Genomic DNA, 15,499 nt, shown 5'->3' on the forward strand with positions numbered 1-15,499 from the left:
TAGGTTTGTTTGATGCAATTCACAGATATTCTAGGACAGGAACACCTTAAAAATCATTTAACACAAAGTGTTGATAATGGACGCATTCCACATGCACAATTGTTTGTAGGACCTGAAGGTAGCGGCACGTTGCCCATGGCCGTCGCATATGCACAATACATATTGTGTAGCAATGTGAATGGTGAAAATAATTTGGGTAACGAAGCATGTAACCTCAAGTTTAAGAATTTTTCGCATCCCGATTTGCATTTTGCTTTTCCTGTTACTACTAGTGATAAAGCTAAAAGTCATCCTGTTTCGAGTCATTATTTAGAAGAATGGCGCCAACTTTTAAAAGAACAACCTTATGGAAATTTATTTGATTGGTACAAACTGCTTGGGGTTGACAATAAACAAGGACAAATTGGGGTTGATGAAGCCCAAGATATTGTAAAAGCATTGGCTTTAAAAGCCTATGAAGGCGGCTATAAAGTGATGCTTATTTGGATGGCTGAAAAGATGAACACCGCTGCGGCCAACAAGCTTTTAAAACTTATTGAAGAACCACCTAACAAAACGGTTTTTATTTTAATTGCTGAAGATGAAGAACAAATAATTAACACTATACGTTCACGCTGTCAAGTGTTGCACTTTCCGCCTTTGGCTGAAGATGTTATAAAAGAAGCTTTAATAAAACAATATAGTTTAGAAGTTTCTGTGGCGACAAAAATTGCGCATCAAGCGAATGGAAATTACAATAAAGCTTGCGATTTGGTGTATCAAGATTCAGAAGATTTGCAGTTTGAAACTTGGTTTATTTTCTGGATTCGAAGCGCTTTTAAAGCTAAAGGAAATAAAGCGGCCATTCACGATCTAATTTCTTGGAGTGAAGACATTTCAAAAACAGGTAGAGAGACTCAAAAACAGTTTCTTAATTTCTGTTTAGATTTTTTCAGACAAGCCTTATTGCTTAATTACAATGCCACCGATTTGGTTTTCTTAGAACCGAAAACCGAAAAATTTAAACTTGAAAATTTTGCCCCTTTTGTTCACGGAAACAACATTATGGAAATTAGCGACGAGTTGCAAAATGCTATTTACCATATTGAACGCAACGGAAATTCAAAAATTATTCTTACCGATTTATCTATAAAATTAACACGTTTATTACATAAAAAAGCCAACTAAATAAGTTGGCTTTTCCTTTTTCATAACTTCTTTTTATTGAAATGTATACGATGTTTTTACAACTTCGGTGACTCTAAAATATCCATAAGGATAATTATCCACTTTCGTTTTATTAACACAATTTCCTTTAATTTGAGCTGCTGTTGATGAAAAGGGGTCACCACCACTACTATATTGTTCGATTAACAATCGAATGTAGTTGTAATAACGTTCTGAAATACCATATAAACTAATACTTATTTTATCGCCAGCTTCAAAAGGTTTTTCATTGGTATCTTCATCATCTGATTTTTCCCAAAAATCATAAATTTCATTCCCATTTACAAACTCATCCGATCTGTCTTCTAAAAGAGGAAATAAATCACCTTCTTCTTGGTATTTAGTTAGATAAAAATTTTCTTCATTTGCTGGGTCATTATAATATATATTAACTTCTAAATATTCATCATCAAACCCTCCTTCGGTAGATTGTGTAATGTTATTTATAACTGGTACAGACATTAATGTTTCGGTTCCAATATATGTTTCCCCATTAAAAATAATTTCTAATGTGTACGAATGGTTAATTACAGGAATAAAATTTGAAATGGTATAAGTACCATCATTTTCATCGGTAAAAACATATTCTGCATTCGTATTATTATTAGTTACTTTTACTGAAGCTCCAGTAACCACATTATTTCCATTCGTTTGAAAATATGGCGAAGATTGGCTTAGTTTAATAGTCTGTTGGTTCCCTGTTGTCCCTTTTTCCCAATCTAATGAAGCTTCGATGACTAATCTTGTTTTTCCTTCAGATACATCGACGTCTATAACATCTTCGCAAGAGGCTAAAACGAGACAAAAAAGTAATAATATTGATTTTATATATGTTTTCATACTATTAAAATTTAAAGTTGTAAGTTATTGATGGTATCATTCCAAAAATGGATAATCTGGTTGCTTCGTTTTGTCCTGTTACTTCATTCTGACCAAATGAAATTGAAGCAGCATTTTTACGGTTATATGCATTATAAACACCAAAAACCCACTCGCCTTTCCATTTTCTATTCTCCATGGCCTTTGGCGTATATGTAGCCGAAAGATCTAACCTATGGTAAGCTGGTAATCTGTCTTCATTTCTATTAGAATAGCCTGCAATAGATAAACCTTCGTAGCTATATTGTGTATTCGGATAAGTTACAGGTCTACCTGTTTGAAACACTAAGTTTGAACTAAACGTCCATTTCTTACTTAATTCGTATATCCCTGTTAACGAAATATCGTGTGTTCTATCAAAAGATGTGTTATACCAATTTCCATTATTAATTCCCGGGCCGCCAGCAATGCCGCCTAAAGTTCTTTGTTCAGATTTAGATAAGGTGTAGGCTATCCAGCCTGTAAAATCTCCTTTATTTTTCCTTAAGGATACTTCAAAGCCGTATGCCCTCGCTTCACCACTTAATATTTCGGTTTCAATAGTGTTATTGCCTATTAAATTTGAGCCATCTATATAATCAATTCGATTGTCAATGGTTTTATAATAGGTTTCTAATTCTAAAGAAAACGCATCATCCTTAAAGTTTTTATAATAGCCTAATGCTAATTGATTTGATAATTGTGGCTTAATATATTTTCCGCTAGTTGTCCAAACATCTAAAGGTGTTACAGAAGATGTATTAGATAATAAATGCATATACTGCGATGATTTTGTATAGCTCGCTTTTAAAGAAGAAGATGGGTTTAATTGATATGAAAGCCCTAATCTTGGTTCAAAATTTCCAAATGTTTTAATACTTTCCCCTTTTCCAAAATAGGTTTCTCCATTTTCGTCTCCACGCTCATAAATATCCAATTCTTCACTATAAACAACGGGTTGGTTATTAGTATAATTAGTCATACTTCTACCTCCTAAGCTCGAAAAGGTACTGTATCTTAATCCGTATTGTGCAGTAAGCTTATCGTTTATTTTGTGTTCTGCACTTACATAAACTCCACCTTCAAAAGCTCTTTTTTCGTCTAGTTTTAAATAGTTAACGGGCGAGGTTGGTGAAGTTGGTTTTACTTCTCCTGGATTTAAGTAATATGAAATACCGCTTACACCAAAATCAAACTTTAGTTTATCGTTTGCATAGTAATCAAAATCGTATTTTAAATTGTAATTTTCTATGTCAGCAATCCAATCCAACTCTATAAAATTCAATACTATTTGATAATCATACTTGCTGTAAATAAGAGATAAATTTGAGAATAATTTATCATTAAAAACATGATTCCATCTTAGGTTTCCGGTCACATTTCCATAGTTATTTTTTATAATTTGAGATAAATCAAAAACGTCTCGACCAAAGTATCCAGAAAGATAAATTCGATTGTTTTTATTTATTTCGTAATTAGTTTTTAAGTTTAAATCGTAAAAAGAAATCTTATCATCCTTTAAATCTTCTATACCCTTCATTAGTAAATGTGCATAAGAAGTTCTTCCTGCAATTAAAAAAGACCCTTTATCCTTAAAAACAGGTCCTTCAATAGCTAATCTACTAGAAATCAAACCAATACCTCCAGTTAGATTAAAGTTTTTACTATTCCCATCCTTTTGACGAACATCTAAAACCGATGATACTCTACCCCCAAATTTAGCTGGAATATCACCTTTATATAACTTAATGTCTTTTATAGCATCCGCATTAAAAACAGAGAAAAAACCAAAAAAGTGTGATGTGTTGTATATGATAGCTTCATCTAATAACACCAAGTTTTGATCTACTGCACCGCCACGGACATTAAACCCTGTAGAGCCTTCTCCATTATTGGTAACTCCAGGTAACATTTGAATGGATTTTATAATATCTATCTCACCCAAAACAACAGGTATTTTTTTAATAGTTTTAGCATTCAATTTTGAAACGCTCATTTGGGGTTTTTTAATACTGATACGTTCTGGTTCATCAGCAGTTATAATAACTTCATCTAATTGCGTAGATAATTCGGCCATTTCAAAATTTATAACCGTATCAGAAACTAAAACTATATTTTCATAAACTTCTTCGTATCCAATATAAGAAACAACCAACGTATAGGTCCCTTTTTTGGCTGTTAAAGAGAAAAAACCATATTCATTTGTGGTTACTCCGTTTGTGGTTCCCTTTAAATAAACACTTGCCCCAAACAAAGTTTCTCCATTTTTTATATCTTTTAATGTTCCCCTAATACTATAGGTTTCTTGAGCAAGTACATGCATGCTAAACAGTAGACACAACAGGCCTAATAAAATGTGTTTCATTCTTTAATTCTTGTTTTTTGGTTGATCTATTTTCTTATAAACGATTCACTCTTAGAATTGTTACAAAAAAAATATTTTTAAATGCAAAGTAAACTCTAACAATCTAAACATTTGTAAAATAAATATGGATTTGGAGTGAAGTCTATTTATTTGGAGTGAAAAAACCAATTTACAAACAAATACATTGTATCATTAGGTATTTAAAACTCTACTTCTAATTGAATTGAGGTAAGATTTTGAGACCGGAATATCAATTTCTTTTAAATTATTCATTATTAAAAATGTTTTTCCTTCCTTTTTAATTAATGTTTTTACATGCAAAAGGTTGATAGCATAAGATCTGTGGCATTGTTCTATAGGAAACTGTTTAAAGGTTTCTAAAATGGTCTTTAATCGCATACGGACCAAATGTTTTTTTAATATTCCAGCGTCCCAATAATAAATTAATACGTATTGATTATTTGATTCCGCTAGCAAAAAATTTTTAAGATTAAGTTCTAATTCCAAATTATCATTTTCATCATAAATTAAATGAAGCTCTTCATTGGGTAATTGTGAAACTTTATAAGTACTTTGAAATCTATGTATTTGATTTTCAAGCTTTTGTATTTCTATATTTAATTCCTTAACCATAATATAAATAGTAGTACCCAAAAAAGGAAAAAGTAATATTATTATTGCTCTAAAATAATTTTTCAATTGAAAAAAAATGTTTAGTTCATTTTCAAAATCATTACCCAAATCGGGTATTAAAAAAGAAAAAGCAAAGTTAATAGATGTAATAATTAAAGCTTCAAAAAGCAACCAAAGCACATACTTTCCAATCGAAACTTTATTAAAATTTATTATTGGCCTTAAAACAAATTGAGATAAACTCAAACCAATAAAAGTACTGAAAGAAATAGATAAGAAAAATAATGCTATGTTTTCATTAGAATTAACAGGGCTTGATATCTCTTCTGAAATACCATAAGGCTGAAATAAAATCAAGAAAAAGAGAACAAATAAACTAGAATTCAATACATAAATCCATTTGTTTTTTAAACTATCTAAGTAAAAATATGGTTGATTTAAAAATGCTTCTAACCTCATTCGTTATTAAATTTTTAAACATGTTCTTTAAACTTTTGAAAAAACAATTAAAATATAACTATCATTATTAAATATTATTGCAAAAAAAGCCAGCTAAATTTAGCTGGCTTTAAATTATAATTTAGAAAAAATCATTATTTTTTATATTCTTTATTTAAAGCTTCTAAAATAGTTTTTGTTAAATCTTTATCATCAGCTCCATACATAACGGTCGCAGCAGCATCGCTAGTTCCTAAAATATAAGTATAGCCATTCTTTTTTCCATATTCTTTAACATGCTTTTTTACTTTACTTATTACAGAATCAATTTCAACTTGAAAACTTTGTTGCAACTGTTGTTGTTCCATTTGCATTTTTTGTTGAAGTAATTGCTGCTTTTTTTGCAACCCACCCATTAATTCTTGAGCCTTCGCTGGAGATGATTTTTGAGCTGATAACTGTGTTTCTTGAACTTCTAATTGGAATTCTTGACCAACACTATCTGCCTTTTTTCTAAAAGCTTCTTCTTTGGTTTGAAATTTAGCTTCGATATCCTTTTTCTCTTGATAATCGTTTATAACCGTTCCGTTATCTACAAATCCAATTTTTGCTTGTTCTTGACAAGAGGTAAATGCCAACATCACAGCTACTGCGTAAAATATATTTTTCATATGTTTGATTTTTATAACACGAACAAAAGTAGTAAAGTAAACTATATTTAAAGTAGAAATTTGTTTGATTTTGATATATAACTATAATTTATCAAGACTGATTCCATTAATAAAGTTTTACTATTAAAAACAAGCTTCATAAATGCGTTTAAATCGATTTTAATTATTTTAACTGGTGTTTGTGTGTTTCTGATGCTAAAACAACATTATAAATACCTTAAAATCGATTTTAATTGTTTTTAATAACATAAATTAACGAAGAAGCTTCTTTTGTTGTCAAAGATTTCAGATTTGATAATAAACCAATCCAAAATCCATTAAAAATATTCATTTTTCCTTTTTTGTGTTTTTCAGAAAGAAGGCTTACATAAAAAGCATCAAAATACATAGGCTTTGTTTTCACAACTTTCATAGAAACTTTCGAAACTAATCTTGATATAGCTATTTTGTTAAAATGCCAAAGATGTCTTGGTACATCATAAGCAGCCCAAAACTCTTTGTAATATTCTGCATCGTAACTTTTATAATTTGGTACCGCTATTATTAAAGTTCCATTTGGTTTTAGCAGCTTTTTAAAAATTTGAATATGTTCTTCTAATTTTGGCAAATGTTCTAATACATGCCAAAGTGTTAGAACATCAAAACTTTCAGAATCGAATTTTAAAAGTTCCTCTGTTTCGAAAACAGAATGATTGGTTTTCTTATTTGCAATGACTCTTGCGTCTTCATTAGGTTCTATTCCTGAAACAATCCAACTGTTTTGTTGCGCTGTTTGTAAAAAATCACCTGTACCGCAACCAATATCTAAAAGTTTTTTTTCTTTTGGTGAAAAACCATTAATTAATTTTAGTTTTTGTTTTAATGAAATTTTCCTAACCAAGTGATATATGCTTTCAAAAAGATTTCGTTTAGCATCTGTATGAGAAATATAATCTTCACTTTTATAATAATCTTGCAAAGTTTCTAATGATGGCTGTGGAGTTGTTTCTAAAAAGCCATATTCTAAATTTTCAAATAAATCAAAATTTTCACCAGAAACAGAATGGTCTTTTACTTTTAGGAGAGGAGATATTGAGTTTGTTTTTGTCACGAATTCATAAATTTTAAAAAAATTTTCAACGTTCCACGTGGAACGTTGAAAATTTAATTATATAATATTATTAATAATTGATGAAATAAAAGTTACCTGCCCATATAAACAAGCAATACAGAAATATCGTTTGGAGATACGCCACTAATCCTTGATGCTTGCGATACTGTTGCTGGCTGTATTTTTTTAAGTTTTTCACGCGCTTCAAGACTCATAGATTTTATTTGCGTATAATCGAAATTCTCAGGAATCTTTACATATTCTAATCTGCTTAATTTATCGGCATTATTCTTTTCTTTAGAAATATATCCAGAATACTTAACTTGTATTTCAGTTTGCTCAATAACTTCCCTATCCAAATGATTGTTTTGAATATAATCTTCGACCACTTCAAATTTTCGCATATCATCAATGGTAATGTTGGGTCTAGAAAATATTTTAAACATTTTATCAGACTGTTTAACTAAAGCTGATTCTTTTAATTCTAAAACAGGGTTTGCAAGTTCAGGTTTCACACTAGTTTCTGCAAAGAAATTGACAAACTTTTCTGCTTCATTATGTTTCTGTTCCATTCGTATTAAACGCTTTTCACTTGCCAAACCTATATCAAAACCTTTTGGTGTTAATCTCAAATCGGCGTTATCTTGACGTAATAAAGTCCTGTATTCTGCTCGAGAGGTAAACATTCTATATGGTTCTTCTGTACCTTTAGTAATTAAATCATCAATTAAAACACCTATATAAGCTTCGTCTCTTCGTAAAGTGAAAGCATCTTTTTCCTGAACTTTTAAGCTCGCATTAATACCAGCCATCAAACCTTGTGATGCAGCTTCTTCATAACCCGTTGTTCCATTAATTTGACCAGCAAAATATAAACCTTCAATAAGTTTGGTTTCAAGAGTATGTTTTAATTGGGTAGGCGGGAAATAATCATACTCAATAGCATATCCTGGTCTGAAAAACTTCACGTTTTCAAAACCAACCACAGAACGCAATGCCTTAAATTGAACATCCTCTGGAAGCGATGTAGAAAACCCATTGACGTAAACTTCACATGTTTTCCAGCCTTCAGGTTCTACAAATAATTGATGCCTATCTTTATCAGCAAAGCGATTAATTTTATCTTCTATAGATGGACAATACCGTGGGCCTAAACTTTTAATCCTACCATTAAACATGGGAGACCTATCAAACCCTTCACGAAGTAAGTCGTGAACCAATTCACTCGTATATGTCATATGACAAGACCTTTGGTTTTCGAGTGGTTTAGTAACATCTAAATAAGAAAACTTTTCTGGGTTCTCATCACCTGGTTGCTCGATCATTTTAGAATAATCTAATGATCGTCCATCAACACGAGGCGGTGTTCCAGTCTTCATTCTACCTGATTCAAAACCCAAACTTACTAATTGTTCAGTAATACCAGTTGCTGCCTTTTCACCCGCTCTACCTCCTCCAAAATTCTTGTCACCAATATGGATTAAACCATTCAAAAAAGTCCCATTAGTAAGCACAACAGACTTACCCTTAATCTCGATACCTAATGATGTTTTTACACCAATAATTTTACCTTTATCCATTAATAAACCAGAAACCATTTCTTGATAAAAATCAAGATTAAGTGTTCCCTCAAGCATCAGTCTCCAATCTTCCGCAAAGCGCATTCGATCACTTTGAACCCTTGGACTCCACATAGCAGGTCCTTTAGATTTGTTAAGCATTTTAAATTGAATGGCAGAGGTATCGGATACTATCCCGCTATAACCACCCAACGCATCAATTTCACGAACAATTTGTCCTTTTGCAATACCACCCATAGCAGGGTTACAAGACATCTGAGCAATGTTTTGGAGGCTCATGGTAATAAGCAATGTTTTACTCCCCATATTGGCGGCGGCTGCAGCAGCTTCACTTCCTGCATGACCAGCACCAACAACTATAACATCATAAACATCGTTGAACATAACTTCCCTTTTTAAATTGTTCCACGTGGAACATTAACTATTTTTGATTTTTTAAGTTTGCAAATATACACTGATTTGCTGAATACTAAACCAGTTGATTCAAGTAGTAATTCTCCTTTTCACGCATCTCTTTAACCTCACTATCTGTTTTATCTTTATAACCACAGTAATGTAATACACCATGAACCATGACACGTTTCAACTCTTCATTAAGAGTAACCTTGAAATCTGTAGCATTATCTGCAACGCGTTCTACTGATATAAAAATATCTCCTTGTATATTTTTTCCGATAGAATAATCAAAGCTGATAATATCAGTTAATGTGTCATGCTTAAGAAATTCTAAATTCAATTTATGTAAATATGCGTCATCACAAAAGATGTAATTCACCTCTTCTAAATGGCACCCCTCATTGGAAATAACACCAATAATCCATTCAGATAATTGCTGCTCATTATCTAACGAGAATACTGTTTCGTAATTAAAACTAATCATTGCTTGGCTTAAAATATGCTTGAACTTTCTTTTTGTAAACTGGCTGCAAAGGTAGTATTTGTTTATTCAATATTTCAGTAGTATTAAAATATTGCTTAGCTGTTGGAATTTGACTGTTAGAATTATTGTTGAAGTCTCCAAAATTCGTTTTAGATTCACGCTTATTGTCTTCTCCTTGTTCTAAGTTTGCATTGTCCATTTTTAACAATTGATGCTTAAGATCCATCATTTTTTGAAGCGTTTGATTTGTGAAACCCTTATTCAATAAATCCAACTCTACTTCTTCCATTTTTCTAAGTAAGGATGATGCGTTACCCGATATACCTTCTTTAGCAAGTTTATCTTCTAAAGCATTTCTTAACTCTTGTTGCTGTTGGTAAATTTGGTATAACAATCCATTCAACTCTTCATTAGTACCTTCCCCTTTACCACCATCTTTATTGCCATTTTTATCGCTCTCCTTTTTATCTCCAACCTTTCCGTTCTCACCATCTTTACCTTTATCAGAATCATTCTCACTTTTTGGTTTTCCCTTATTAGCTTTCTTCATACCCTCTTCCATCATTTTATTAAGTTGTTCTTGACTCATGATAATATCAGGAAGTTGCATATCGCCATTACCTCCTTGACCCATTGACATATTTAAATTTTCTTGCATATTATCCAAAACATCACTTAAAAAATTAGATAAATTATTAGCTGCTGTAATGGTGAATTGTTGTTTAGAAACACCTTGATAAATTTGATTATCCGCAAACATTTCTAATGATTTATCAATGTTATAAAACACATCCGTGATTTGCTTATTTACCTCCTCCGATAACTTGGGTTGACGAAGTGATAAAGCAAACAAACTATCATCCACATGTTCAAAATGCTCTCTTAGATTATTTTGTTTCTTAAGGAACGACGCGTATTGATTATTATTTTCTTCTATCGTTTGAAAACGTTTCATCAGCTTTTCTTGATCAAATGAGAACAATAATAAATTATCCAAAATCTGTCTTAATATATCAACATCTTCTTGCATCTGTTCACCGCCACCAGCTTGCATTGCACTTTGCATTTGCTCACTCAATTTTTTCATTTTTTGAGCAGCTTTCTTTTGACTCTTTTGAGCATTCTTTTGGTTCTCATTTTTATCTAAGGACTTTTCATTCTTTTCTAATTCCTCAGAAGCTTTCTGTTGCTCCTTCTTAATTTCATTTTCTTCTAACTTATCTTGAGGAATATCTATCGGTTTCTTCAGGTCTTTACCTTCTTTCTTTAAATCATCTAATTGCTTTTGAAACCCTTCGAAAATTTTATTTAATTCATCTTGCTTTTCTTTAGTGTTTTTATCTTCTGATTCATGAGCTAACTTATCTTGTTCATGAGCTAATTTATCTAAGTCGCCTTTAAGCTTATCCAGTTTTTTTTCCACATAAAAACGTTTAGTTAATTCTAACAACTGTTCTAAACTACGCTTCTTATTCTTGTTTTGTTTTGCCAACTCGTCCAACTTTTGGCTGAGTTCTTCTTTGTTAATTTTATCTTGAAGTTCTTGTAAATCTTCTAAAAGTTTTTCATCTTGTTTTAATTGTTCTTCATTTTCATTTAAGCGCTTTTGTAAATCTTCTTTAAAAATGTCTTTATCCTTATTCTCCTTTTGAAATTCTTCTAAATTATCTTTAAGTTTTTTATTGAAATTCTTCATCATTTCATCTTGTTGCTTTTGGCGTTCAAGGAAGGATTCTAATTTCTTTTTATCATTAAAATTAAGATTCGATTTTTCTTTTTGAGTTTTAGATAATTGTTCTAATTGTTTCTCTTGTTCATCAAACTTCTTTAAGGATTTATTCAAGTCTTTAATCGATTCACTTTGCGCATTCAACTGTTTAGTGACTTCTTCCTCTTTTGTACGCTTTCTATAACTAAAAATGTTACTTTTTGAACTTTTATACTTATTAACTTCATCATTATCAAATACTTGAAAATATAAATCATAAGAAACACCTTCTTGAATCCCTATATTATTAGGAAATGCTGTTATAAACTCTGCAATGTTAGAATTTGCAATAGAAATGGTTTCAATTTTTTTCTTCGATTCGTCTTCTGAAGGATAATAAACCAACTGTAACTTGCTAAAACCATAATCGTCGCTTATCTGTCCTTGAAAATAAAGTGTCTGCAAATCCAAACTGTCAGTCTTAACTTTTAGGTTGATGTTTGGAAATTCATCTTTAACAACATTTAAATTAAACGCCAGAGTTTCATAATCTTTTAAATTTTTATTGCTTGTGCTTAAACTATAATCAAAATTATTATAAACGCGTTTGGATGTTTCAAAAAATCCATTTCTTATAGATGAAAAATTAATCGTGTCTTTAGTTAACAATTGTACCTTATCGGTGGACTTTGTTTTAAGTCGCCAGGTAATATATGTCCCTTCAGGAACCACAGCATTACCCGTACTTTTTAAAGTTTCATTTGTTTTTTTTGTGTAATTAGGATAATTAAGCTGCATTTCAAAACTTAATAACGAAGGCACTTCAACCACTTCAATAGTATAGGGTTTTGAAATGACATTATTAGAACTCAATTGAAATTCAATGGGTTCTTTAGGTTGTGTAAACACATATTCAAACTCACCTATTCCTGTTTGTTTTAAAAAATATGTCCCGTTGTTATAAACTATTTCGGCATTTTCTGGGATAACAGCGCCGGCTGTTTTAACTATTAACTTAAAATCTTTATTTTCTATGGCATTTAAGTTGTCATTCACAACAAAAAACTGAAACGGAGCTGGTGGTTCGTAGGCTGTTTTATAATGTACAACACGTTCTAAACTTGAACTAAACCAACTATAGTTACCAAACAAAAATGTTAACAACAGAATTAAAACAGGAATGGCAGCGTATTTTAAATACTGAATATTCTGTTTAAAATTAACAGCAAGTTTAAATGGAATGGGATTTAGTTCTAAAGATTTTTGTTCTATGCTTGCTAATAACAATTCAGATTGTGACGCACTTTGATGCAGTTGTAAAACATTCAACAATTTATCATTCACCTCCGGGAAATGTTTGCCTATAATTCTTGAAGCACTTTCATAATTAATCCCTTTTTGAAGTTTGAATAATTTAGCTAATGGAATAAAAATAAACTTAACAAGTAAGGACAACTCTACCAAAATAAATAACCAAAACAAAATAGTTCTAGCCGTAGTATTAAGCCATAGAACATGTTCTATAAATAAGGTGAACAAAAAATACAAAACACCAATAGCAAAAAATAGAATGGCACCTTTAAGTAATTCATTAATGTAATACCTTCTAATAAATGCTGCTAACTTGGTTTGTATATTTTTAAAATTATTTGACATAAGTATAGGTTCCCAATTATTTTGGGAATTACAAATTTAAAGGTTTATTCAATATTCTATTGAAGCATAATATAATAACCAACTAAACTACAATTTTATTTAGTACAGTGTTTATAATAATGTGTTAATTGTATCTTTGCAACAAAATTACAAAACATGACCCAGAAAGTTCGTGTGCGTTTTGCACCTAGCCCAACAGGACCACTACATATTGGTGGTGTTCGTACGGCATTATTCAATTATTTATTTGCTAAAAAACATAATGGAACCTTTGTTTTAAGAGTTGAAGATACTGACCAAAATCGCTATGTTGAAGGTGCTGAACAATACATTATTGATGCCTTAAATTGGTGTGGGATTCCTTTTGATGAAGGTATTAACAAAAACGAAAGATTTGGACCATACAGACAAAGTGAACGTAAACATTTATATAAACAATATGCCGATGCATTAATAGCAAGTGGTAATGCCTATTATGCTTTTGATACTCCAGAAACTTTAGATTTTCATAGAACAGACCACGAGGCGAAAGGGAAAACTTTTATTTATAACTGGCATAACCGTTTAAAATTAAGCAATTCGTTATCGCTAAGCGCAGAAGAAGTAAAAGCAAAATTAAATGCTGGTGATGAATATGTAATCCGTTTTAAATCGCCACAAGATGAAACTTTACATTTAAAAGATATTATTCGTGGTGACATTAAAATTGATACCAATATTTTAGATGATAAGGTTTTGTTTAAAAGCGATGGCATGCCAACCTACCATTTAGCGAATATTGTAGACGACCATTTAATGGAAATTACCCACGTAATTCGTGGTGAAGAATGGTTACCTTCATTAGCATTACACTATCAATTGTATAAAGCATTTGGTTGGGATGCTCCAGAATTTGCACACTTACCTTTAATTTTAAAACCTACAGGAAAAGGAAAATTAAGCAAACGCGATGGTGATAAATTAGGCTTCCCTGTATTTCCTTTACAATGGACAGATCCTGTTACAGAAGAAATTTCTAGAGGTTATAAACAAGACGGATATTTCCCAGGTGCTATGATTAACTTTTTAGCATTTCTTGGTTGGAACCCAGGAACAGAACAAGAAATTTTTAATTTAGATGAATTGATTGCTACTTTTGAACTAGAACGTGTTAATAAATCTGGTGCTCGTTTTGACCCCGATAAAATTAAATGGTTTAACCACCACTATATGCAAGAGCAAAATGATGATGAATTAGCTGAAGCCTTCAAAAAACAACATTCAGAGTTAGTTGATATCGATGTAAATTATATCGCACTAGTAGTTGGCATGATAAAAGAACGCGCGACATTTATTTCAGACTTTTGGGAGTTGACTCATTTCTTTTTTACTGCACCAAACTCATACGAAGAAAAAGACTCTAAAAAAGCTTTTAAAGAAGATACGGCAACGCTAATGAGCGAACTGAAAAATATTATTATCCATATTGACGAATTTACTGTTGAAGCTCTTCAAAGAGATATTAAAGGTTGGATTACTAAAAACAACATTGGTTTTGGTAAAGTAATGATGCCACTACGCTTAGCATTGGTTGGTGCTTTACAAGGACCTGATGTGTTTGATATTATGTTTATGATTGGGAAAGCTGAAACAGTTAAACGTATTGAAAAGGCCATTTCAACTATTTAACAACTATACATTTCTAAATAAATTGGACCTGTTCGTTTTTAAAAACTGACGGGTCTCTTTTTTAAAATGATACCGTTGCACCTAAAACCAACATGTTTTGGTTTCCTTTAAAACGGGCATCGCCACCTATGGTGTCCAACTCTTGGTTTTCAAGTTTATTTAAAATATTTGTAAAACCATAAATGTATTGTGCCTTCAACTTAAAATATCTGAATCCAACAGAAGCTCCAACAGCACCATTAAAATTAAATTGAGAAATATCGCTGATATCTTCTGCAGATAAGTTTACATAGTTATCTACAAAGTAACCTTCTTTAGTTTTATCTTTTAACTCAAGCTTGCTATTATATTGTAGCATCGGACCAAAATCAATCGTAAAATAATCTGGAATAACCTTAAGATGTAACAGCATAGCAAGTTGAACTGCAAATAATTTATAGTCAATAAACTCACTATTTGCAACTACAGGCAGGGGTCTTGCAGAAATACCTATAGCGCTTTCAGATAGTTGCATACCAAAACTGACATTATACCATCTATGAGGAATATCTACCGTCGCGTTAAATCCACCCAAAAAACCATCTCCTTGTTTTGTTTTAAAGTTACCAGTTGCAATATCCGTTTTAGTAATAGCTCCTGTTATGCTTATTCCATTAGTAATTCTATAATTTCCTTTTTGTCCAAAACTAATTGTAACAAAACATAGCATTATACCTACTAATAAAGTAAGTTGTATCTTTTTCATT

At 31.3% G+C, this 15,499-nt stretch carries 11 protein-coding genes; 2 read left to right on the forward strand and 9 right to left on the reverse strand.

Annotated features, from left to right (window positions below; all coding sequences use genetic code 11):
* Positions 1–12 precede the first annotated feature (12 nt).
* Entirely contained in the window at positions 13–1,167 is a 1,155-nt protein-coding gene (locus tag QLS71_RS06950; protein WP_308991873.1) for a DNA polymerase III subunit delta', read from the forward strand.
* 33 nt (positions 1,168–1,200) lie between these two features.
* Here the strand turns inward: QLS71_RS06950 and QLS71_RS06955 are convergent, their stop codons facing one another.
* The 8 genes from QLS71_RS06955 to QLS71_RS06990 form a co-directional block, all read right to left on the reverse strand.
* A complete protein-coding gene (locus QLS71_RS06955) occupies positions 1,201–2,046 on the reverse strand; it encodes a DUF4249 domain-containing protein (RefSeq protein WP_308991755.1) in 846 nt (281 codons plus the stop codon).
* A gap of 4 nt (positions 2,047–2,050) precedes the next feature.
* Positions 2,051–4,429, reverse strand: a complete 2,379-nt coding sequence (locus tag QLS71_RS06960) for a TonB-dependent receptor (protein WP_308991754.1) — start codon at positions 4,427–4,429, stop codon at positions 2,051–2,053.
* Between the two features lie 192 nt (positions 4,430–4,621).
* Positions 4,622–5,521 (reverse strand): LytTR family DNA-binding domain-containing protein, encoded by a 900-nt coding sequence (locus tag QLS71_RS06965; protein WP_308991753.1) that lies wholly within the window; start codon positions 5,519–5,521, stop codon positions 4,622–4,624.
* Positions 5,522–5,655: 134 nt separating this feature from the next.
* On the reverse strand, positions 5,656–6,171 hold the full coding sequence (locus QLS71_RS06970; protein WP_308991752.1) for an OmpH family outer membrane protein: 516 nt from the start codon (positions 6,169–6,171) through the stop codon (positions 5,656–5,658).
* 229 nt (positions 6,172–6,400) lie between these two features.
* Positions 6,401–7,261, reverse strand: coding sequence for a class I SAM-dependent methyltransferase (locus tag QLS71_RS06975; protein WP_308991751.1), 861 nt, complete (start codon positions 7,259–7,261; stop codon positions 6,401–6,403).
* 92 nt (positions 7,262–7,353) lie between these two features.
* On the reverse strand, positions 7,354–9,225 hold the full coding sequence (mnmG, locus tag QLS71_RS06980) for a tRNA uridine-5-carboxymethylaminomethyl(34) synthesis enzyme MnmG (protein WP_308991750.1): 1,872 nt from the start codon (positions 9,223–9,225) through the stop codon (positions 7,354–7,356).
* An 85-nt stretch (positions 9,226–9,310) separates the two neighbouring features.
* The gene (gene ybeY, locus QLS71_RS06985; protein WP_308991749.1) at positions 9,311–9,721 is read right to left on the reverse strand and encodes an rRNA maturation RNase YbeY; all 411 of its coding nucleotides are present in this window, start codon (positions 9,719–9,721) and stop codon (positions 9,311–9,313) included.
* On the reverse strand, positions 9,714–13,085 hold the full coding sequence (locus QLS71_RS06990) for a DUF4175 family protein (RefSeq protein WP_308991748.1): 3,372 nt from the start codon (positions 13,083–13,085) through the stop codon (positions 9,714–9,716). Before QLS71_RS06990 ends, ybeY begins: the two co-directional genes overlap by 8 nt.
* 156 nt (positions 13,086–13,241) lie before the next feature.
* Between QLS71_RS06990 and gltX the strand changes: the two genes are divergently transcribed.
* On the forward strand, positions 13,242–14,753 hold the full coding sequence (gene gltX, locus QLS71_RS06995) for a glutamate--tRNA ligase (protein ID WP_308991747.1): 1,512 nt from the start codon (positions 13,242–13,244) through the stop codon (positions 14,751–14,753).
* Between the two features lie 61 nt (positions 14,754–14,814).
* Here the strand turns inward: gltX and QLS71_RS07000 are convergent, their stop codons facing one another.
* Positions 14,815–15,498: a hypothetical protein gene (locus tag QLS71_RS07000; RefSeq protein ID WP_308991746.1), complete on the reverse strand. Its 684-nt coding sequence runs from the start codon at positions 15,496–15,498 to the stop codon at positions 14,815–14,817.
* Between the last annotated feature and the right edge of the window lies 1 nt (position 15,499).

It is taken from the genome of Mariniflexile litorale, from assembly GCF_031128465.2.
GTDB lineage: Bacteria > Bacteroidota > Bacteroidia > Flavobacteriales > Flavobacteriaceae > Mariniflexile > Mariniflexile litorale.